12 protein-coding genes and 2 tRNA genes are annotated in these 16073 nt (G+C 44.6%); 8 read left to right on the forward strand and 6 right to left on the reverse strand.

Features of this window, described 5'->3' with window-relative positions; translation table 11 throughout:
- Positions 1-45: 45 nt before the first annotated feature.
- On the reverse strand, positions 46-1239 hold the full coding sequence (locus ABD036_RS13915; RefSeq protein WP_343860919.1) for an ABC transporter permease: 1194 nt from the start codon (positions 1237-1239) through the stop codon (positions 46-48).
- 1 nt (position 1240) lies between these two features.
- Complete coding sequence (locus tag ABD036_RS13920) at positions 1241-2020, reverse strand: ABC transporter ATP-binding protein (protein ID WP_343860921.1); 780 nt, start codon at positions 2018-2020, stop codon at positions 1241-1243.
- Between the two features lie 205 nt (positions 2021-2225).
- Between ABD036_RS13920 and ABD036_RS13925 the strand changes: the two genes are divergently transcribed.
- Positions 2226-2945: a YIP1 family protein gene (locus ABD036_RS13925; protein ID WP_343860923.1), complete on the forward strand. Its 720-nt coding sequence runs from the start codon at positions 2226-2228 to the stop codon at positions 2943-2945.
- Here ABD036_RS13925 and ABD036_RS13930 read toward each other — a convergent pair.
- Complete coding sequence (locus ABD036_RS13930) at positions 2872-3747, reverse strand: DUF3025 domain-containing protein (RefSeq protein ID WP_343860925.1); 876 nt, start codon at positions 3745-3747, stop codon at positions 2872-2874. The genes ABD036_RS13925 and ABD036_RS13930 overlap by 74 nt on opposite strands.
- A 72-nt stretch (positions 3748-3819) precedes the next feature.
- Here ABD036_RS13930 and ABD036_RS13935 point away from each other — a divergent pair, with 72 nt between their 5' ends.
- Positions 3820-5457 carry a M28 family metallopeptidase gene (locus ABD036_RS13935; protein WP_343860927.1) on the forward strand — a complete coding sequence of 546 codons (1638 nt, stop codon included), beginning with the start codon at positions 3820-3822 and terminating at the stop codon, positions 5455-5457.
- 91 nt (positions 5458-5548) lie between these two features.
- Here the strand turns inward: ABD036_RS13935 and ABD036_RS13940 are convergent, their stop codons facing one another.
- The 3 genes from ABD036_RS13940 to ABD036_RS13950 all read right to left on the reverse strand — a co-directional run bounded on the left by ABD036_RS13940 (position 5549) and on the right by ABD036_RS13950 (position 9994).
- Positions 5549-6472, reverse strand: coding sequence for a LysR family transcriptional regulator (locus tag ABD036_RS13940; protein WP_343860929.1), 924 nt, complete (start codon positions 6470-6472; stop codon positions 5549-5551).
- Positions 6473-6586: 114 nt separating this feature from the next.
- Positions 6587-8605 (reverse strand): excinuclease ABC subunit UvrB, encoded by a 2019-nt coding sequence (uvrB, locus tag ABD036_RS13945; protein WP_343860931.1) that lies wholly within the window; start codon positions 8603-8605, stop codon positions 6587-6589.
- A gap of 3 nt (positions 8606-8608) precedes the next feature.
- On the reverse strand, positions 8609-9994 hold the full coding sequence (locus tag ABD036_RS13950) for an MATE family efflux transporter (RefSeq protein WP_425542578.1): 1386 nt from the start codon (positions 9992-9994) through the stop codon (positions 8609-8611).
- Between the two features lie 1104 nt (positions 9995-11098).
- On the opposite strand from ABD036_RS13950, the gene ABD036_RS13955 reads away from it, so the two are divergent.
- The 6 genes from ABD036_RS13955 to rsxD all read left to right on the forward strand — a co-directional run bounded on the left by ABD036_RS13955 (position 11099) and on the right by rsxD (position 16073).
- A tRNA-Asn gene (locus tag ABD036_RS13955) sits at positions 11099-11175 on the forward strand.
- A gap of 21 nt (positions 11176-11196) precedes the next feature.
- A tRNA-Asn gene (locus ABD036_RS13960) sits at positions 11197-11273 on the forward strand.
- A gap of 208 nt (positions 11274-11481) precedes the next feature.
- On the forward strand, positions 11482-12063 hold the full coding sequence (rsxA, locus tag ABD036_RS13965; RefSeq protein WP_343860933.1) for an electron transport complex subunit RsxA: 582 nt from the start codon (positions 11482-11484) through the stop codon (positions 12061-12063).
- On the forward strand, positions 12063-12617 hold the full coding sequence (rsxB, locus tag ABD036_RS13970; protein ID WP_343860935.1) for an electron transport complex subunit RsxB: 555 nt from the start codon (positions 12063-12065) through the stop codon (positions 12615-12617). The genes rsxA and rsxB overlap by 1 nt, the downstream gene beginning before the upstream one ends.
- Positions 12618-12629: 12 nt before the next feature.
- Positions 12630-14954 carry an electron transport complex subunit RsxC gene (gene rsxC, locus ABD036_RS13975; RefSeq protein WP_343860937.1) on the forward strand — a complete coding sequence of 775 codons (2325 nt, stop codon included), beginning with the start codon at positions 12630-12632 and terminating at the stop codon, positions 14952-14954.
- Positions 14955-14960: 6 nt separating this feature from the next.
- Positions 14961-16073: an electron transport complex subunit RsxD gene (gene rsxD / locus ABD036_RS13980; protein ID WP_343860939.1), complete on the forward strand. Its 1113-nt coding sequence runs from the start codon at positions 14961-14963 to the stop codon at positions 16071-16073.

Raw genomic sequence — 16073 nt, forward strand, 5'->3', positions numbered from 1 at the left:
CGTCGCTTGATCTAGTTAACTAAAATTAGACGCTTTGTTAGGTTCTTACCGGAATAACACCTTTTCTTTATTAAACCAGTGGATACAAAAAGCAATAAGCGCGCCTGCAATTAACGCCGTTGAGCCAAAAATAGCGAATAACTGGTAATAGTCCATTGTGCCCTTAACTAATTCTTTTATTGCGAGCGCTACATTCGTCAGAGGCACCCACGCCCAGCCGCCTTTGAGTTCGGCATTAGGCAATAAAGCGAAGATGATAGGGATAATAACGAGAATGACCAAGGTACCCATATAGCTCTGCGCTTCTTTGTAGCTTTTGGCATAGATCGACAGGCTTAATAAAATCGAAGCGAAAATAGCCACCACAGGGATCAGCATCAGAAAAATCAACACAAAGTCCAAGGCACCAATGGATGACATAAAAGTAACCACGAACTCCACTGCCATGCCCTTGCTCAATAAAGTGCCCCACAATGCCATACTGGCAACTGTAATCAATGCAGTGGTTATTCCAGCGGCAGCGACCGTAAAGAACTTACCAAGCACCAGTTTGTAACGCTCGATAGGCGAGATCAATAAGGTTTCCAAAGTACCTCGTTCTTTTTCCCCTGCGCCAAGATCACCGGCAGGGAACATTGCTCCTTGCAAACACAAAATGAAAATCATGTAAGGTATCATTCCGCCCAATTTTTCACCTAGGCTCTCACGCTGATTAGCGGTATCAATTTTATTTAATACAATGGGCGTAATCAGCGCGGCACCTTGGTCGGAATTAAGGTGCAGGCTCTCAAAAGCAGTCTGGCGTAATACGTTAGTCTGCTCTTTAATAATTCCCTCGACTCTGGCAACGACTTTGTTAATCCTTGCGTCATTGAGATACACATTAATCGTAGCCTGACCGGATTGTAAAATATGCTCGGAGTAATTTGCCGGTATCTCAATGATGAAGTCTACCGTATCCGCAGCGATCAATTGCTGATGGTTGTCATTGATCGGAACCACGACCAGATTAAGATCAGATAGCGCATTGAGCTTCTCTGCCAAATCGGGCGCAAATTGACTTCCGACAATGGCGTAATCCAGTGTTTCCGATTGCGCTTCTTTTACCGCTTTATCGGTAAAGTACACCACCCCACCTATGATCAGGGGAAAGATCAGTATCGGCAGCGCAATCATGAAAAAGAGGGTTTTTCGGTCACGTAATAACTCTTTTAATTCCTTAAAAAAAACCAACCACATGTTATTGCCCTCCGTTAATAATATCCAGAAACGCCGCATTGGGATCGCCATTGGCCAACTGATTAAATACGTCTATGCTGTCGTCAAATTTGCTGATCCCTTTATCAATCACCGCAACTCGATCGCACAGTTTTGATACCTCATCCAAATGATGCGTTGAGAAGATCACGGGCACACGCTGAGTCTTTAGATCTTGAATAAAATTCATCACTGTTTGCGTCGCCATTATGTCTAATCCTGTGGTTGGCTCGTCCAAAATAACCACCTCGGGTTGATGGACAACCGCACGTGCGATGGCGGTCTTTTGTTTCATACCGGTCGAAAAGTTTTCGCAGCGACGATCTAAAAAGGTGTCCATTTCTAACATCTCGGATAATGCCGCAATACGCAGATCAATTTGTATTTTACTCATACCGTGCAGTTGTCCAAAATAGCGGATATTTTCCCGCCCCGTTAATCTGCCATATAATCCCGTTGAACCCGATAAAAAGCCTATTTTTTTGCGGGCTTGCAATGGATTTTTTAGCACATTGATACCATTAATAACCACCTCGCCTGAGTCAGCTTGTAGCGCAGTAGAAAGTACCCGTAACGTGGTAGTTTTACCCGCACCATTGGGTCCAAGTAGCCCCAACACTTGGCCATCATCTACAGAAAAAGACACATTGGTTACCGAGTGAAAAAAGCGTCCTTTTAAACGTGGATCTTTCTTTTCTTGCTCACTTAGCTTTTTAGGATTTTCCACCTCAAATTTTTTGCCTAACTGCTTAATTTCTATCATTGGATTTATCCATATCGCTGAATGTTAGTTTCTTTAGTGTATAAGGTACTGGATTTATTACACATATTTCCAAATGTATCATGATTGTGGTTGAATACGGTTGTTTGAATTTTACCAGTAGCGGACAAGCTTAACTTGCACTAGGCCGGTTTCATACCAGTAAGCCCAGTCATTTAGAATAACAAAATATAAGGGTACGGTTTATATGAATGGCATTTCAAATCCTTTTCAGGCGTGTTTGCACATTTGGTTTAATCCAAAAACGGTTTTTGCGGCAGTAGATAAGCATCATAACTGGTCGTGGATCCCATTTTTTATTGTCATGTTAGGCGTGTTGTTGCCAACTTACGCGTATTTTCAGTTTGTCGATTTTGACTGGTATCGAGAATTCTATGTGGCCTTCACAGCGGGTGACGTCAGCCCTGCAGAAAAAGAAGCAGTGCTAGTAAGTTTGCGCTCGCAGTCGGTGTATATGTATTCGAATATGTTTGCTTACTGTTTAGGCTATGTGTTGTTAGCCGCGATCATTGCAGGTTATTTGAATATGATGACCAAAGTGGATGAGGAAAATATCAATGGCTTCACTGACTGGTATGGGTTTGTTTGGTGGACCTTTTTACCGGTTTTCATTACCGGTGTGGTGATGCTACTGATGATCCTAATAAAAGACGATAACCAAACGTCACTGTACGGACTACAGCCGTTATCATTGGGATATTGGCTGGGTCTCAACGAAACCTCTAAATGGGTTGGGTTAGCAGACCAGTTCCGAGTTGAATTATTCCTCAGCTTTTACTTTATGATAACCGGCTTAAAACAATGGACGCGCCTTTCCATCCTGCGCATTTACCTCATTCTATTTGTTCCCTACATACTGATAGTTGGCTCTTCAATATTTTTGTCTTTTTATTGGGCTTCGGCCTAAAGTAGTCCACATTGTCATAGAACTGTGATTGTTCATTTTCCGGCCACCAACCCGGAATACCTAGCAGCGGCAGCGGTGATAAACGACAGCTGTTACAAAATGCGCCATTATCGATAAGTTGCTGACATAGCACCTTATCAATGTATTGAAGCTGTTGAAGTTTTGACATTTCAAAGTAGCCATTACAGGGTTTTATATGCAGCCATTTGCCGGTTAAACCGATATAAGGCTGCAATAACATCTCATAATTGGCATGGCCAAATACCATCGCCTGAATATCTTTGTCCCATCTCTGGCGCTTTTCAAACAATATCGACTTAAATTGGTGTTCTCTAAGAGCATCAACACGCGCTTGCTCATCGCAGACAACGATCACCCCACATTCATCAAAATGGGTAATTTGATTTCGTCGTTGCGTTCTGGGAGTTAAACCATGAAGCTGAATGTCTTCCATATGCCAGCGGTTCAACAAGGCTTTGGTCTTGGGGAATTGTAACCAAATTAATCCATTGAATAGATCATGCCAAGAATTGGCGCGCGTGGGTATCTGCGAATGGGTAAAAATAACGTCTTCGTAATAGAGTTCGATTTCACCCAAATCAGACTGACAAACAAAGTCAAAATGACAATCCGGATTTACCTTATTTTTTAGTAAATTGAGCGTGTCCGCATTCAAGATATTGTCAAACTCAGATAACCTGAACATCTGCTCAAGTTCAGTAAAAGGTGGCAAATCTCGTCGACAAGCCCATATTTCACTTGCTTGAGTTTTCGCTTTCAATGTCGAACCATTTGAATTCATTTACAACAGACCCTAGTGCATCGCGAACAGATTTTCTATACTGGGCGCAAATGTAATAACAAGAGCAATAATATGCAAATAACTCGTGCTTTTTTACCCCTCTCTTTGTGTGCTTTCGTATTTAGCGGCTGCTCGCAGCTACCTAATGATACTAAGCAAGTAAGTAACTACGCTGATGTGTATCAAAACATCAGTGAAGACGACTTGAAACGCCATACCAAGACATTGGCATCAGACGAATTTGAAGGACGCTCTCCCACCACTGCCGGGGAAACCAAGACTCTCGAGTATCTGGTCAACAACTTTAAAGCGCTTGGCTATCAGCCAGGCAATGGTAATAGCTACTTGCAAGCGGTTGAACTCATGGAAGTCACGGCAGATCCCAATATGGTGTTGACCATGGGAGAGCATCAGTTTACCTACAAAGAAAACATGGTTGCGTCATCCAAGCGTGAAACCCCACAAGTGAATCTAAATGATTCTGACATTGTGTTTGTCGGCTACGGTGTTAATGCACCTGAGTACGATTGGAATGATTACGAAGGCTTAGATGTCAAAGGCAAAACAGTGGTGATCTTAGTTAATGATCCTGGTTTTGAAGCTCCCGATAGCGGAAAGTTTCAAGGCAAAACCATGACCTATTATGGGCGCTGGAGTTATAAATATGAAGAAGCCAGTCGCCAAGGTGCTGAAGCCGCGATTATCGTTCACGAAACTGAACCTGCTTCGTATGGCTGGTCAGTGGTTGCCAATAGCTGGAGCGGTGCACAGTACAGCTTAGTCAGCAAAAATGGCAATGCCGACAGAGTTGCCGTAGAAGGCTGGATAAGTCTTGATGCAGCGCAAAAAGTGTTTGCCTCTGCGGGACTTGATTTTGCTGCTGAAAAGCAAAAAGCGCTGCAAGGTCCCTATTCCGTGCCGCTGAATAGTAAAGCGTCCATTTCAATCACCAGTCAAATGAAAAAATCTGTTAGTAACAATGTGATCGCAACCTTACCTGGTGCAGCGCAAGCGGATGAACATATTATCTATACGGCGCATTGGGATCATTTGGGTAGAGACACCACGAAAAAAGGTGACCAAATTTACAACGGTGCTCATGACAATGCCACCGGCACCGCTGCCGCGCTGGTGATGGCTAAAGCATTTGCCAATCTCAACGTCAGACCACAGCGCTCAATTACCTTTTTGGTGGTGACCGCCGAAGAACAAGGCCTGTTAGGCTCTAAATACTATGCTGAGCATCCCCTTATTCCATTGGACAAAACCGTTGCTAATATCAATATGGATGCGATGAACGTGCTGGGTAAAACCAAAGACGTTGCCGTGATTGGCATGGGCAAGTCGGAGTTAGAAGGTTACTTAGATGCTGCAGTGCAAAAGCAAGGGCGCTTTTTAACCCAAGAAGACAAACCACAAGCAGGCTATTATTATCGCTCTGATCACTTCAGTTTCGCTAAATTTGGCGTACCAGCATTGTATGCAAAAGGCGGAGCAATCGCTTTTGATGACGCTACAGCTGACTATCGTAAGCGCGCAGCAGTTGCTATCCGCGCCTGCTACCATCAGGTGTGTGATCAGTTCCGTGAGAATTGGGATTTCTCTGGGGTTAAGCAAGACACCCAAATGTTATTTGATGTCGGCTATACTATTAGCATGTCAGATGACTGGCCGGCTTGGAATCCAACCAGCGAGTTTCAGCGTCCATAAAAGACGCACATAAAAAATGCCAGCATAATTTGCTGGCATTTTTGTTTTAGCATAAAGCGCTTGTTAGCAGCTTACAGTGAAGTAACCCAATTTAACGCTGACTTTCTTTAATAAAGTAACTCAATTCTTTAATGCAATGGCGCAATACGGGATTGAGGCGAGTGTTTTTGCCATTCATCACAAATAACTCGTGCTCAAATTCGAACCAATTCCCGCCACCCACTGGCACTAATCCAAGTCCAGCGCCTTGCTCTTTGATCATATAATCTGGCAGTAGGCCCACGTATTCGCCGGTCATAATCGCCGACATACAGGCATCAAATGAGTCTGAGAAGGTTTGAATGGCTAGTCGACTTTCTTCATGAATATAGTTGGCAGACGAGAGTCCACTGATACCAATGGCAGCATAGTCTTCTATTTTCACTGAGCTAGGCAAGTCGTCTCGATATTTCGCCAATGGATGAGACGGCGCACAATATAAGCGTCCTTTGCAGGTATGCCCCACCGTGTGAAAAGTCACGGACTCAGGTTTTACCATATCGTAGGTAGAGACAACCAAATGGCACTCACCTGACAAGGCAACATGCTCAACTTCATTGTAAAGTCGGGTTTGAATATTAACGTGAATATCATCGAACTTTTTCATCGTGCTCTTAACGGCTTTACTCACCGCAAGATGCATAGACAAAGGTAAACCGGCCATGAGTACTAGGGTAATATGACCCGAGTAGTCATCATGTAAACTTTTAAGGTTGAATACGAAGTTATCAAATGCGTTGAAGATTCGCTTGGTTTCTTGGAAAACCACTTCACCTTCTTTGGTCATTTGAAAGCCACCACGACCGCGATGACATAACACCAGATCGAGTCGCTCTTCGAGCTTTTTAATTGCCGCACTGATATTAGGTCGTTGCATGCGAAGCACAGGCTCAGCTGCAGTAAATCCGTTGCACGAGGCAACGGCATAGAAAACCCGCAACAATTTTATGTCTGATTCTTGTAAGCGATTTAACATAGAAACACCACGTTAAGGTATGGATATTGATACTCTATAGCTATAGTAGGCAAGCCGCGCTGCTATTACAACGATTAATTGAAGTTAAATTAATCCTTTATTAACAATCCTATTTTAGGATAACTTGACACTTTGCTCGCGTAATTGCTCTATCTCATCTCTAATCGACGCTGCTTTTTCAAATTCTAATTCTCTGGCGGCAGTGAACATCTGTTTTTCTAACTCGGTAATTTTTGTCATTATTTGAGTAGCAGACATGGCTTTATATTTTTTATTCGCTTCTGCGACCTTGCGTAATTTGACCTTACCGCCAACATCGACGCTACTGCCATCACCTAAGTCCATAATATCGGTAATTGGTTTCGATAACTGCACTGGCGAAATGCCGTGTTTGAGGTTGTGCGCGCGCTGTTTGTCGCGGCGTCGTTCGGTTTCATCCATCGCGCGTTGCATCGAACCGGTGATGCGGTCAGCATATAAAATCGCTTTACCGTTTATATTACGTGCCGCACGACCTATGGTTTGAATAAGCGATCGATCTGAACGCAGAAAGCCTTCTTTATCCGCGTCGAGGATCGCAACCAAAGAGACTTCGGGCATATCGAGTCCCTCTCGAAGCAAGTTGATCCCCACCAGTACATCGAATTTACCCAAGCGTAAATCACGAATAATTTCGATCCGCTCAACAGTGTCTATGTCTGAGTGCAAATAGCGTACTTTGATCCCATGCTCATCTAAGTAATCACTGAGATCTTCAGCCATGCGTTTGGTCAAGGTAGTTACTATGACTCGTTCGTTAACCGCGGTTCGCTTATGAATTTCTGACATCACATCATCGACTTGAGTGGCCACAGGCCGCACTTCTAACTCAGGGTCGATTAAGCCAGTCGGCCTGACTACTTGCTCAATGATTTCATCACCGGATTTTTCAAGTTCATATTTACCTGGTGTCGCTGAAACATAAATGGTCTGTGGCGAGATTTGTTCGAACTCTTCAAATTTTAATGGTCGATTGTCCAGCGCCGAGGGTAATCGAAAGCCGAATTCTACTAAGGTTTCTTTACGGGAACGGTCACCTTTGTACATAGCGCCTATTTGGGACACAGTGACGTGAGATTCGTCGATAAACAATAAACCGTCAGCAGGAAAGTAATCCAGCAAGGTAGGCGGTGGCTCGCCTGGCGCGCGGCCTGATAGATACCGAGAGTAGTTCTCAATACCAGAGCAATAGCCTAGCTCCTGCATCATTTCGATATCGAACTGGGTGCGCTGCACGATGCGCTGCTCTTCGATCAACTTATTGACGGATTTGAGCTGTTCTTTGCGTCCTTTTAGCTCAACTTTAATATCTTCAATGGCCGCCAGAATCTTTTCACGTGGCGTGACATAATGGGTTTTAGGAAAAACAGTGGCCCGTGTGACCGTCTGTTCAACCACACCAGTGAGGGGATCGAACAAACGAATAGCATCGATCTCTTCATCGAATAATTCAACACGCACCCCTTGTTTTTCTGAGTCCGCGGGAAATATGTCTATCACATCACCGCGCACCCGAAACGTACCGCGTTCAAAAGATAAGTCATTACGCTTGTATTGCAATTCTGCCAAGCGACGCAAAATCGCCCGTTGATCCATCAAGTCGCCTTGGCGCAAATGCAACAGCATTTTCATATAGGACTCTGGATCGCCTAGTCCATAAATCGCCGACACACTAGAGACAATAATAACGTCTCTGCGCTCCATTAATGATTTAGTGGCAGACAAGCGCATCTGCTCAATATGATCGTTAATCGAAGAGTCTTTTTCAATAAAGGTGTCTGTGCTGGGCACGTACGCTTCTGGCTGATAATAATCGTAATAAGACACAAAGTACTCAACGGCATTGTTAGGGAAAAAATCTTTCATTTCGCCATACAATTGAGCGGCAAGCGTTTTATTGTGGGCCAGAATAAGCGTGGGCCGTTGAACTTGTTTAATAACATTGGCCATGGTGAAGGTTTTACCCGAGCCGGTTACCCCTAGCAGGGTTTGACTTGCCAAGCCACTTTCAAGATTGTCGACCAAGGTTTCAATTGCCTTAGGCTGATCACCCGCAGGTTCATACGAAGACGCTAATTCAAACGCTCTACTCACTACTTAGGATCCCTTTTTCATTTGGCTTTGTTCAATACTATTGCTTCGGCTGCGCCGCATAAACCAAGCAAATGCTACGCTTGCGGTGCACAGATTAGCTACCACAGTTCCCCAAAACAAACCTTTGATGTCATCCAATTGGCTCCCCAAATAAGCTAGCGGCACCAAGAATACAAATAGCCTGATGATACTCAAGGTAAGCGCAGACAGGGGTTGATGCATGGCATTGAATGACGAATTGGTTAAAATTACGATGCCTTGTAAACCATACCCTAGGGGTACGATATATAAGAATAAAATGATCAAATCAGCGACCCGTTGCTCTTCGGCAAAAATGGCCGCAATGTAGGGTGCCAGCAGCCACAACAACAGATAAATGATCAATTGAATAACCACTACGAATTTTAGCGATAACAAATAGCTTTGCCGCACCCTGTCGATTTTATTTGCACCGTAGTTTTGACTAATAAATGGCGGTAACGACATCGATAGCGACAAGATCAAAATACAGGCGATTGATTCTAATCGACTCCCTACTCCCCATGCAGCAACGGCTTCAGGGCCATATCCAGCAATAATCGCAGTTATCACGCCAGCGGCAATAGGCGTCAACATATTCGCACCCGCCGCAGGTAAACCAATGCGTAACACACCGCCACTGGTCAGCTTTAACTCACTCCATGTCAGCAATCTGGGAAGCATCAGCTTGCGCTTTACACCGAGTAAATACAGGATATAAATCAAGCTTAGCCCCCACGCTATCGCCGTAGCAAGCGCTGCGCCTTGAATGCCCATGGCGGGGATGGGTCCCCAACCAAAGATTAATATAGGATCAAGTACAGCATTAATAAAACCACCACTGGCCATAATCATGCTAGGTGTTTTGGTGTCACCTGCAGCGCGCAAAACACTGTTCCCCACCATAGGAATGGCCAGAAAAACACCCGCGCCATACCACACCAGCATATAATCACGGATGTAAGGCAGTAAATCATCGGTAGCGCCTAACAGCTTGAAAATCGGCTCTATGGTAAAGGCACCGGTTAGCGCCAAGATCCCCACCAATACAAAAGCTAACATCAATGCGCCTGTTGCATACTCTTTGGCGAGATGGCTTTGCCCGGAGCCAAGATATCGACCAATAGTGGCAGAAGCGCCAATTCCCAGTCCAATATTCAAACTGATCAGGGTAAAGGTCACAGGAAAGGTGAAACTGATCGCGGCCAATTCATCGGTACCTAATAAACTGACGAAAAAAGTGTCGACCAGCCCAAAGGTCATTAACATGATCATGCCAAGGATCATTGGCAGCGTCATGCGTTTCAATGTGTCTGAAATAGGACCATTCAATAGGTCGTTGTTTGATCTTGTCGGTGCTGCTTGACTCACTTAGGACTATCTCTTTTTGGCCAATTAGACATGATATGCGACATTAGTTAATAACACTATGCCGATTTGGAATGCCATACATATAAACGGACTAGTTTAAAACAATCTGATGCTTCTACAAAGCCGATAAAAGTGCATATAAGTATTCAGCAGTAAATCAACCTCACTCACGCGAGGAAATACACATGTAATATTTAGTTGCTCGACACATCTTATCCTTCAGTTCAGGTTAAATTAATATCGATGCCAACTTGAGATCGATATTTTTTAACAGCAAATTAAATCTTTTTTATTTAACCTCAGCTGAAATTCTACTTTTTAGTTTTATTTACATTTAATTGCAATCAAATGAGTCACTATTACCAACCCAATTAAAATGTTAATAAAATGTCAAATTTCAAGATGTTAAAGCCATAAACCACGGGGCTTTGCGAAAGTACACACAGCTAAGCGTCTCCGCGGTAAGTATATTACTCAAAGTCGAGCGCTTTTCACCCGAAACATTCTATCTTGTTGTTTTATAATAATATTTATATTATTTGGCGATTTTTACAGAGTTTTATTGACTTAACATTGCAAATTTGAATGAGATTATTTAAGTCTTTACTCACAGACTTATCCACAGGAACAGTGGATAACTGGACTAACATCAATAACAACGCTAGGTTACAGTTAGATGACTAAAAATTAGGTAAGTCTGTACTAACCCTACGCACGCTAATCTTTTGTTTCAGTTTAATGAAACACTGTTCAGACACACAGTGATCAACATAATTTTTATAACAAATTGATATAGTCATGCTTACTTTTCGTTATTAATGAATCGAATAATTGTGGCATCTTTTTTGTCTGGCCTGACCAATTTTTACATGGCTAAAATTAATCCCCTCTCAACGGGGATTATTCCTACCCCGTCTTGGCAACACGAAAACCTAGTTTGGCCATTTGCTTAAAATTAACGCTGCTAAAGTCACATTAAGCTGACCTTTATACGCTTTGTTTGCTGCATATTTGGGCAATTAGTCTGATTCCCGAAAAAAGCTCAGATATTATGTTGACACGGAGGTCGATGCTCATTAATATTCGCCTCCGTTGAATTCCTGGTCCCCCTTAGCTCAGTTGGTTAGAGCGACGGACTGTTAATCCGCAGGTCCCCCGTTCAAATCGGGGAGGGGGAGCCAACTTCAACAGTACAATTTGATTCCCCCTTAGCTCAGTTGGTTAGAGCGACGGACTGTTAATCCGCAGGTCCCCCGTTCAAATCGGGGAGGGGGAGCCAAATCTACTTTGAGCTCCAATGTGTTCACGTTTTCCTCTTCAATCAATTTATATTAAGCCGTTATTTAAGATACTAAGCCGGCCTAGTTTGACGATTCGTCAGTGATTAAACTCTATTCCCATTATATTGATAAATATCAAGTTGTTAATCGTCTTATAAACAGAGATAATAAACAGGTCCCCGCAATGTTAGGCGTTTTCTTTTTTCCATGACTGAATTTTTGGTGTTATTGATAGGCACAGTGCTGGTTAACAACTTCGTTTTGGTCCAATTTTTGGGCCTTTGCCCGTTTATGGGCGTCTCTAGCCGTCTGGAAACCGCTATAGGTATGTCGATGGCGACAACCTTTGTGCTGACCTTAGCCTCTCTCACCAGTTATTTAGTTGAGCACTATGTGTTGCAGCCGTTGGGTATTGGCTATTTGCGAACCTTAAGTTTCATTTTAGTGATAGCTGTCGTGGTGCAATTCACTGAGATGGTCGTGCATAAAACCAGCCCTACCCTGTACCGTTTATTAGGTATTTTCCTGCCCCTTATCACCACTAACTGTGCGGTACTTGGCGTGGCCTTATTAAATGTAAATCAGCAGCACAATTTTGTTGAATCGGTGATCTATGGCTTTGGCGCTGCGGCTGGCTTTTCATTAGTGCTAGTGTTGTTCTCCGCAATGCGTGAAAGACTTGCGGCGGCCAATGTACCAGCCCCCTTTAAAGGCGCATCGATTGCCATGATTACGGCCGGTTTAATGTCTTTGGCATTTATGGGCTTTAGCGGTTTGGTGAAGTTTTAATGACGGTATTAGCTGCATTACTCGCTATTGGTGTCATGGCGCTGATTTTTGGCGCAATCTTAGGTTACGCCGCAATTCGCTTTAAAGTAGAAAGCGATCCCTTGGTCGAACAAATAGACGAAATTTTACCGCAAACCCAATGTGGTCAGTGTGGATACCCAGGCTGTAAGCCCTATGCTCAGGCCATTGCAAATGGCGACGACATCAATAAATGTCCCCCTGGCGGTGAAGCAACAATCAAGCAACTGGCTGATCTTATGGGCGTAGAGGCAAAACCATTAGACGCCGCACACGGCCAAGAAGATATTAAAAAAGTGGCCTTTATTCGTGAAGATGAATGCATTGGCTGCACTAAGTGTATCCAAGCCTGTCCTGTGGATGCCATCATTGGCGCAGCGAAGCAAATGCACACCGTTATCGAAGATGAATGTACCGGTTGCGATTTGTGTGTTGATCCCTGCCCTGTGGACTGTATCGATATGTTACCCGTATCAGAAACAACCAACTCGTGGCGCTGGCAAAGAGCGTCTATTCCAGTTAAACAAGTCAGCTAAGTAGGGATCTGAGTGTATAGCCAGTACGATGACATTGTTGCGAGATTAAACCAAGACCGACTTTGGGACTTCCCAGGAGGAGTGCATCCCCCTGAGCTTAAGAGTATGTCTAATCAGCAGCCAATCGCCACTATTCCTATGGCGAGCAAGTTATATGTCACCGTTAAACAACATATTGGTGTGGAAGGCAGCATCGTCGTCAAGCAAGGTGATCGTGTATTGAAGGGTCAGGCGCTGACAAAAAGTACCAATCCCTTTGCCGTTCCCGTACATGCACCTACCTCAGGCGTCGTTTCAAATATTAGTAAGCATGTCTCTGCTCACCCTTCAGGCATTGCCGAATTAACCATCGAAATTAGCACCGATGAGTTTGAAACTTGGGCGCCACTATCACCTATTTTAGATTATCAGCAAAAACCCAAAACTAAGATCATTGAGGCCATTTGTAATGCTGGGATAAGCGGTATGGGGGGCGCAGGTTTTCCTACCCATATCAAAGCCTCGCCAAAGAAAAATGTTGAATTTCTGATCATTAATGGTGTCGAGTGCGAACCTTATATCACCTCCGACGACCGCTTGATGCGTGAGCACGCTTGGCAGATCCGTCAGGGCATTGATGTATTAGTTCATTTACTGTCTCCAAAACTGGTCATTATCGGCATTGAAAACAATAAACCCGAAGCCATACAAGCGATGCAATTAGCGTGTCAGGAAAATGCTAAATATCGGGTAGTGGCCATACCGACTAAATATCCAGCTGGTGGCGAGAAGCAACTCATCCAAGTGCTCACCAATCGAGAAGTGCCTGGTAATGGCTTGCCCATTGATGTGGGTGTCATTATGCAAAATGTCGGTACCTGCTTTGCCATTGCTGACGCTATTTTCAGTGGAAAACCGCTGATCCAACGGGTGGTGACATTAACTGGCGAAGCCTTTAAACGACCACAAAATGTGTGGGCCCCAATCGGTACACCTATATCGCATTTACTGGAAATCGGTCATTATCGAGAGCACAAACAGCGCGAACCCAAACTGATCATGGGTGGCCCTATGATGGGCTTTGAAATACTCGACCAGGCTGTGCCTGTGGTAAAAATAACCAACTGTATCCTTGCCCCTGCAGCACATGAGGTTGAAGCATCATCCACGGAACAGCCCTGTATTCGTTGTAGTGCCTGTGCAGATGCCTGTCCGGCCAGTTTATTGCCACAACAATTATTTTGGCATAGCAAAGCCAAAGAATACGATAAGAGCCAGGAATACAACCTGTTTGACTGCATCGAATGTGGCGCCTGCGCATACGTCTGTCCAAGTGAAATTCCGCTGGTACATTACTATCGCGTTGCTAAAGCAGATATTCGAGCCCAAGAGCACGAAAAAGATCAGGCAGATAAAGCAAGACTCCGATTTGAAGCCCGTAAAGAACGTCTGGAGCGCGAACAAAAAGAGCGTGAAGAAAAACATGCCAGAGCAGCCGAAGCTCGCAAGCAGGCTATGAGTGAAAAAGGCAATGATGCCAAAGATAAGATTGCCGCAGCTTTGGCGCGGGCTAAGGCGAAAAAGCAAGGTCAGCAATCTAGCGCCTCGCTTGTAGAAGAATCTCAGCAAAGCCAATCGACGAGTGAGCTTGCATCAACATCTGCACCTAGCGAAAAACAAGACAAAGTAGCCGCGGCTATCGCCAGAGCAAAAGCCAAAAGAGAAGCCGCTAAAGCCGCCTCGCAGGCTCAACAACCTGAGCAGCAGTCAACGACTGCCCCCTCGGTAAAACAAGAAAAAGTGGCCGTGGCAATTGCCAAAGCTAAAGCCAAACGTGAAGCCATTAAAAAAGCCCAAGGTGAAGCGCAAGCGCCGTCGCCGCAAGCAACTAACACTGAAAACAGCAAGATCGACGCGGATTCAGCGTCGCAAGCGTCAGAAACTGAGCATTCTTCTGCCACTGAGACAGTCTCTGCTGAACAACTGAAAAAACAAAAAATTGCGCAAGCGGTAGCCAAAGCGAAAGCCAAACGCCAAGCGGCAAAACAGACCTCATCTGATGATGCTGCGACTCCCCAAACGACTACCACCGATTCGGTCGAGCCCAAAGTACCAGCATCTGCAAATAAAAACAGCGAAACGACTAAACAACAGGTGGAAAAACCAGCCAAGCGTCGCAGTAATGCTGCAACGACGGAGGACAGCGCACCAGCGCAAAGTGCCGCTGAGATCCGCAAACAAAAAGTTGAAGCTGCGGTGGCCAAAGCCCGCGAGAAAAATCTAGCGGCAAAAGCAAAACGTGCACAAGCAAAAAGTAAAATGGCCAAGCAAAAGCCAAATAACCAAGATGAGACATAATTGCCAATGAGTTTTAAAATAGCGAGTTCTCCTCATCAGCGCGTTAAACGCACCACAGGACAGGTGATGCGCTTAGTTATCTACGCCGGCATTCCAGGATTAGCACTGCAAACCTGGTTCTTTGGTTGGGGAGCGGTTATCCATTTCGCCATCGCCTCAGCAACGGTCATTGTCACTGAAGCAGCCATATTGGAGATGCGTAAAAAGAATTTTGAAGTGGCAATCAAAGATTGCAGCGCGTTGTTAACGGCCTTCTTAATTGCTATCAGTATTCCGCCCTTCGCACCATGGTGGATCACCGTGATTGGCAGCTTTTTTGCAATTGCCGTTGTAAAACAGCTGTATGGCGGCTTGGGATTCAACTTATTCAATCCAGCGATGGCGGCTTACGTCATGCTGCTGGTCTCATTCCCAGTACAAATGTCGACTTGGGCAATCCCCCAATCACTTAGCCAGTTCCCTCAGACTTTCGCTGATTCTGTTAGCATTATCTTTACTGGCTTTAGTGCTGATGGGTACAGTATCGAACAATTGCGCACCCACATCGATGGCTACACCATGGCAACCCCATTGGATGCAATTAAAACCGGTGTATCACAAGGATTAACGGTCACTGAAGCTATGCAGTCCTCGGTATTCGCCCATGGTTTAGGCGTAGGCTGGTTATGGATAAACTTGGCTTACTTGCTCGGCGGCATCTATTTACTCAAAACAAAAGTCATCAATTGGCATATTCCATTCGGTCTGATGGGGGGTATTGCATCGGTATCCTTGTTTTTCTATTTGATGGACGATGGGCTGTATGCCAGTCCATTGTTTCATTTATTGAGCGGCGGCTTAATGATGGGCGCGTTCTTCATTGCTACCGATCCTGTTTCTGCCTCTACCACGAATAAAGGAAGAATCATTTTTGGTTTCGGTATTGGCGCATGGGTTTATATTATTAGAACCTGGGGCGGATATCCTGACGCTATTGCTTTTGCGGTGTTAATCATGAACATGGCCGTTCCTCTCATCGATTATTACACTCGTCCACGCACTTATGGCCATAATACCGAACATAAAAAAACCATCATCGCCAAGCGTCGTAAAGGTGCCAAAACGGACGGCCGGAGTTAA

It is taken from the genome of Aliiglaciecola litoralis, assembly GCF_039523355.1.
Taxonomy (GTDB): Bacteria; Pseudomonadota; Gammaproteobacteria; order Enterobacterales; family Alteromonadaceae; genus Aliiglaciecola; species Aliiglaciecola litoralis.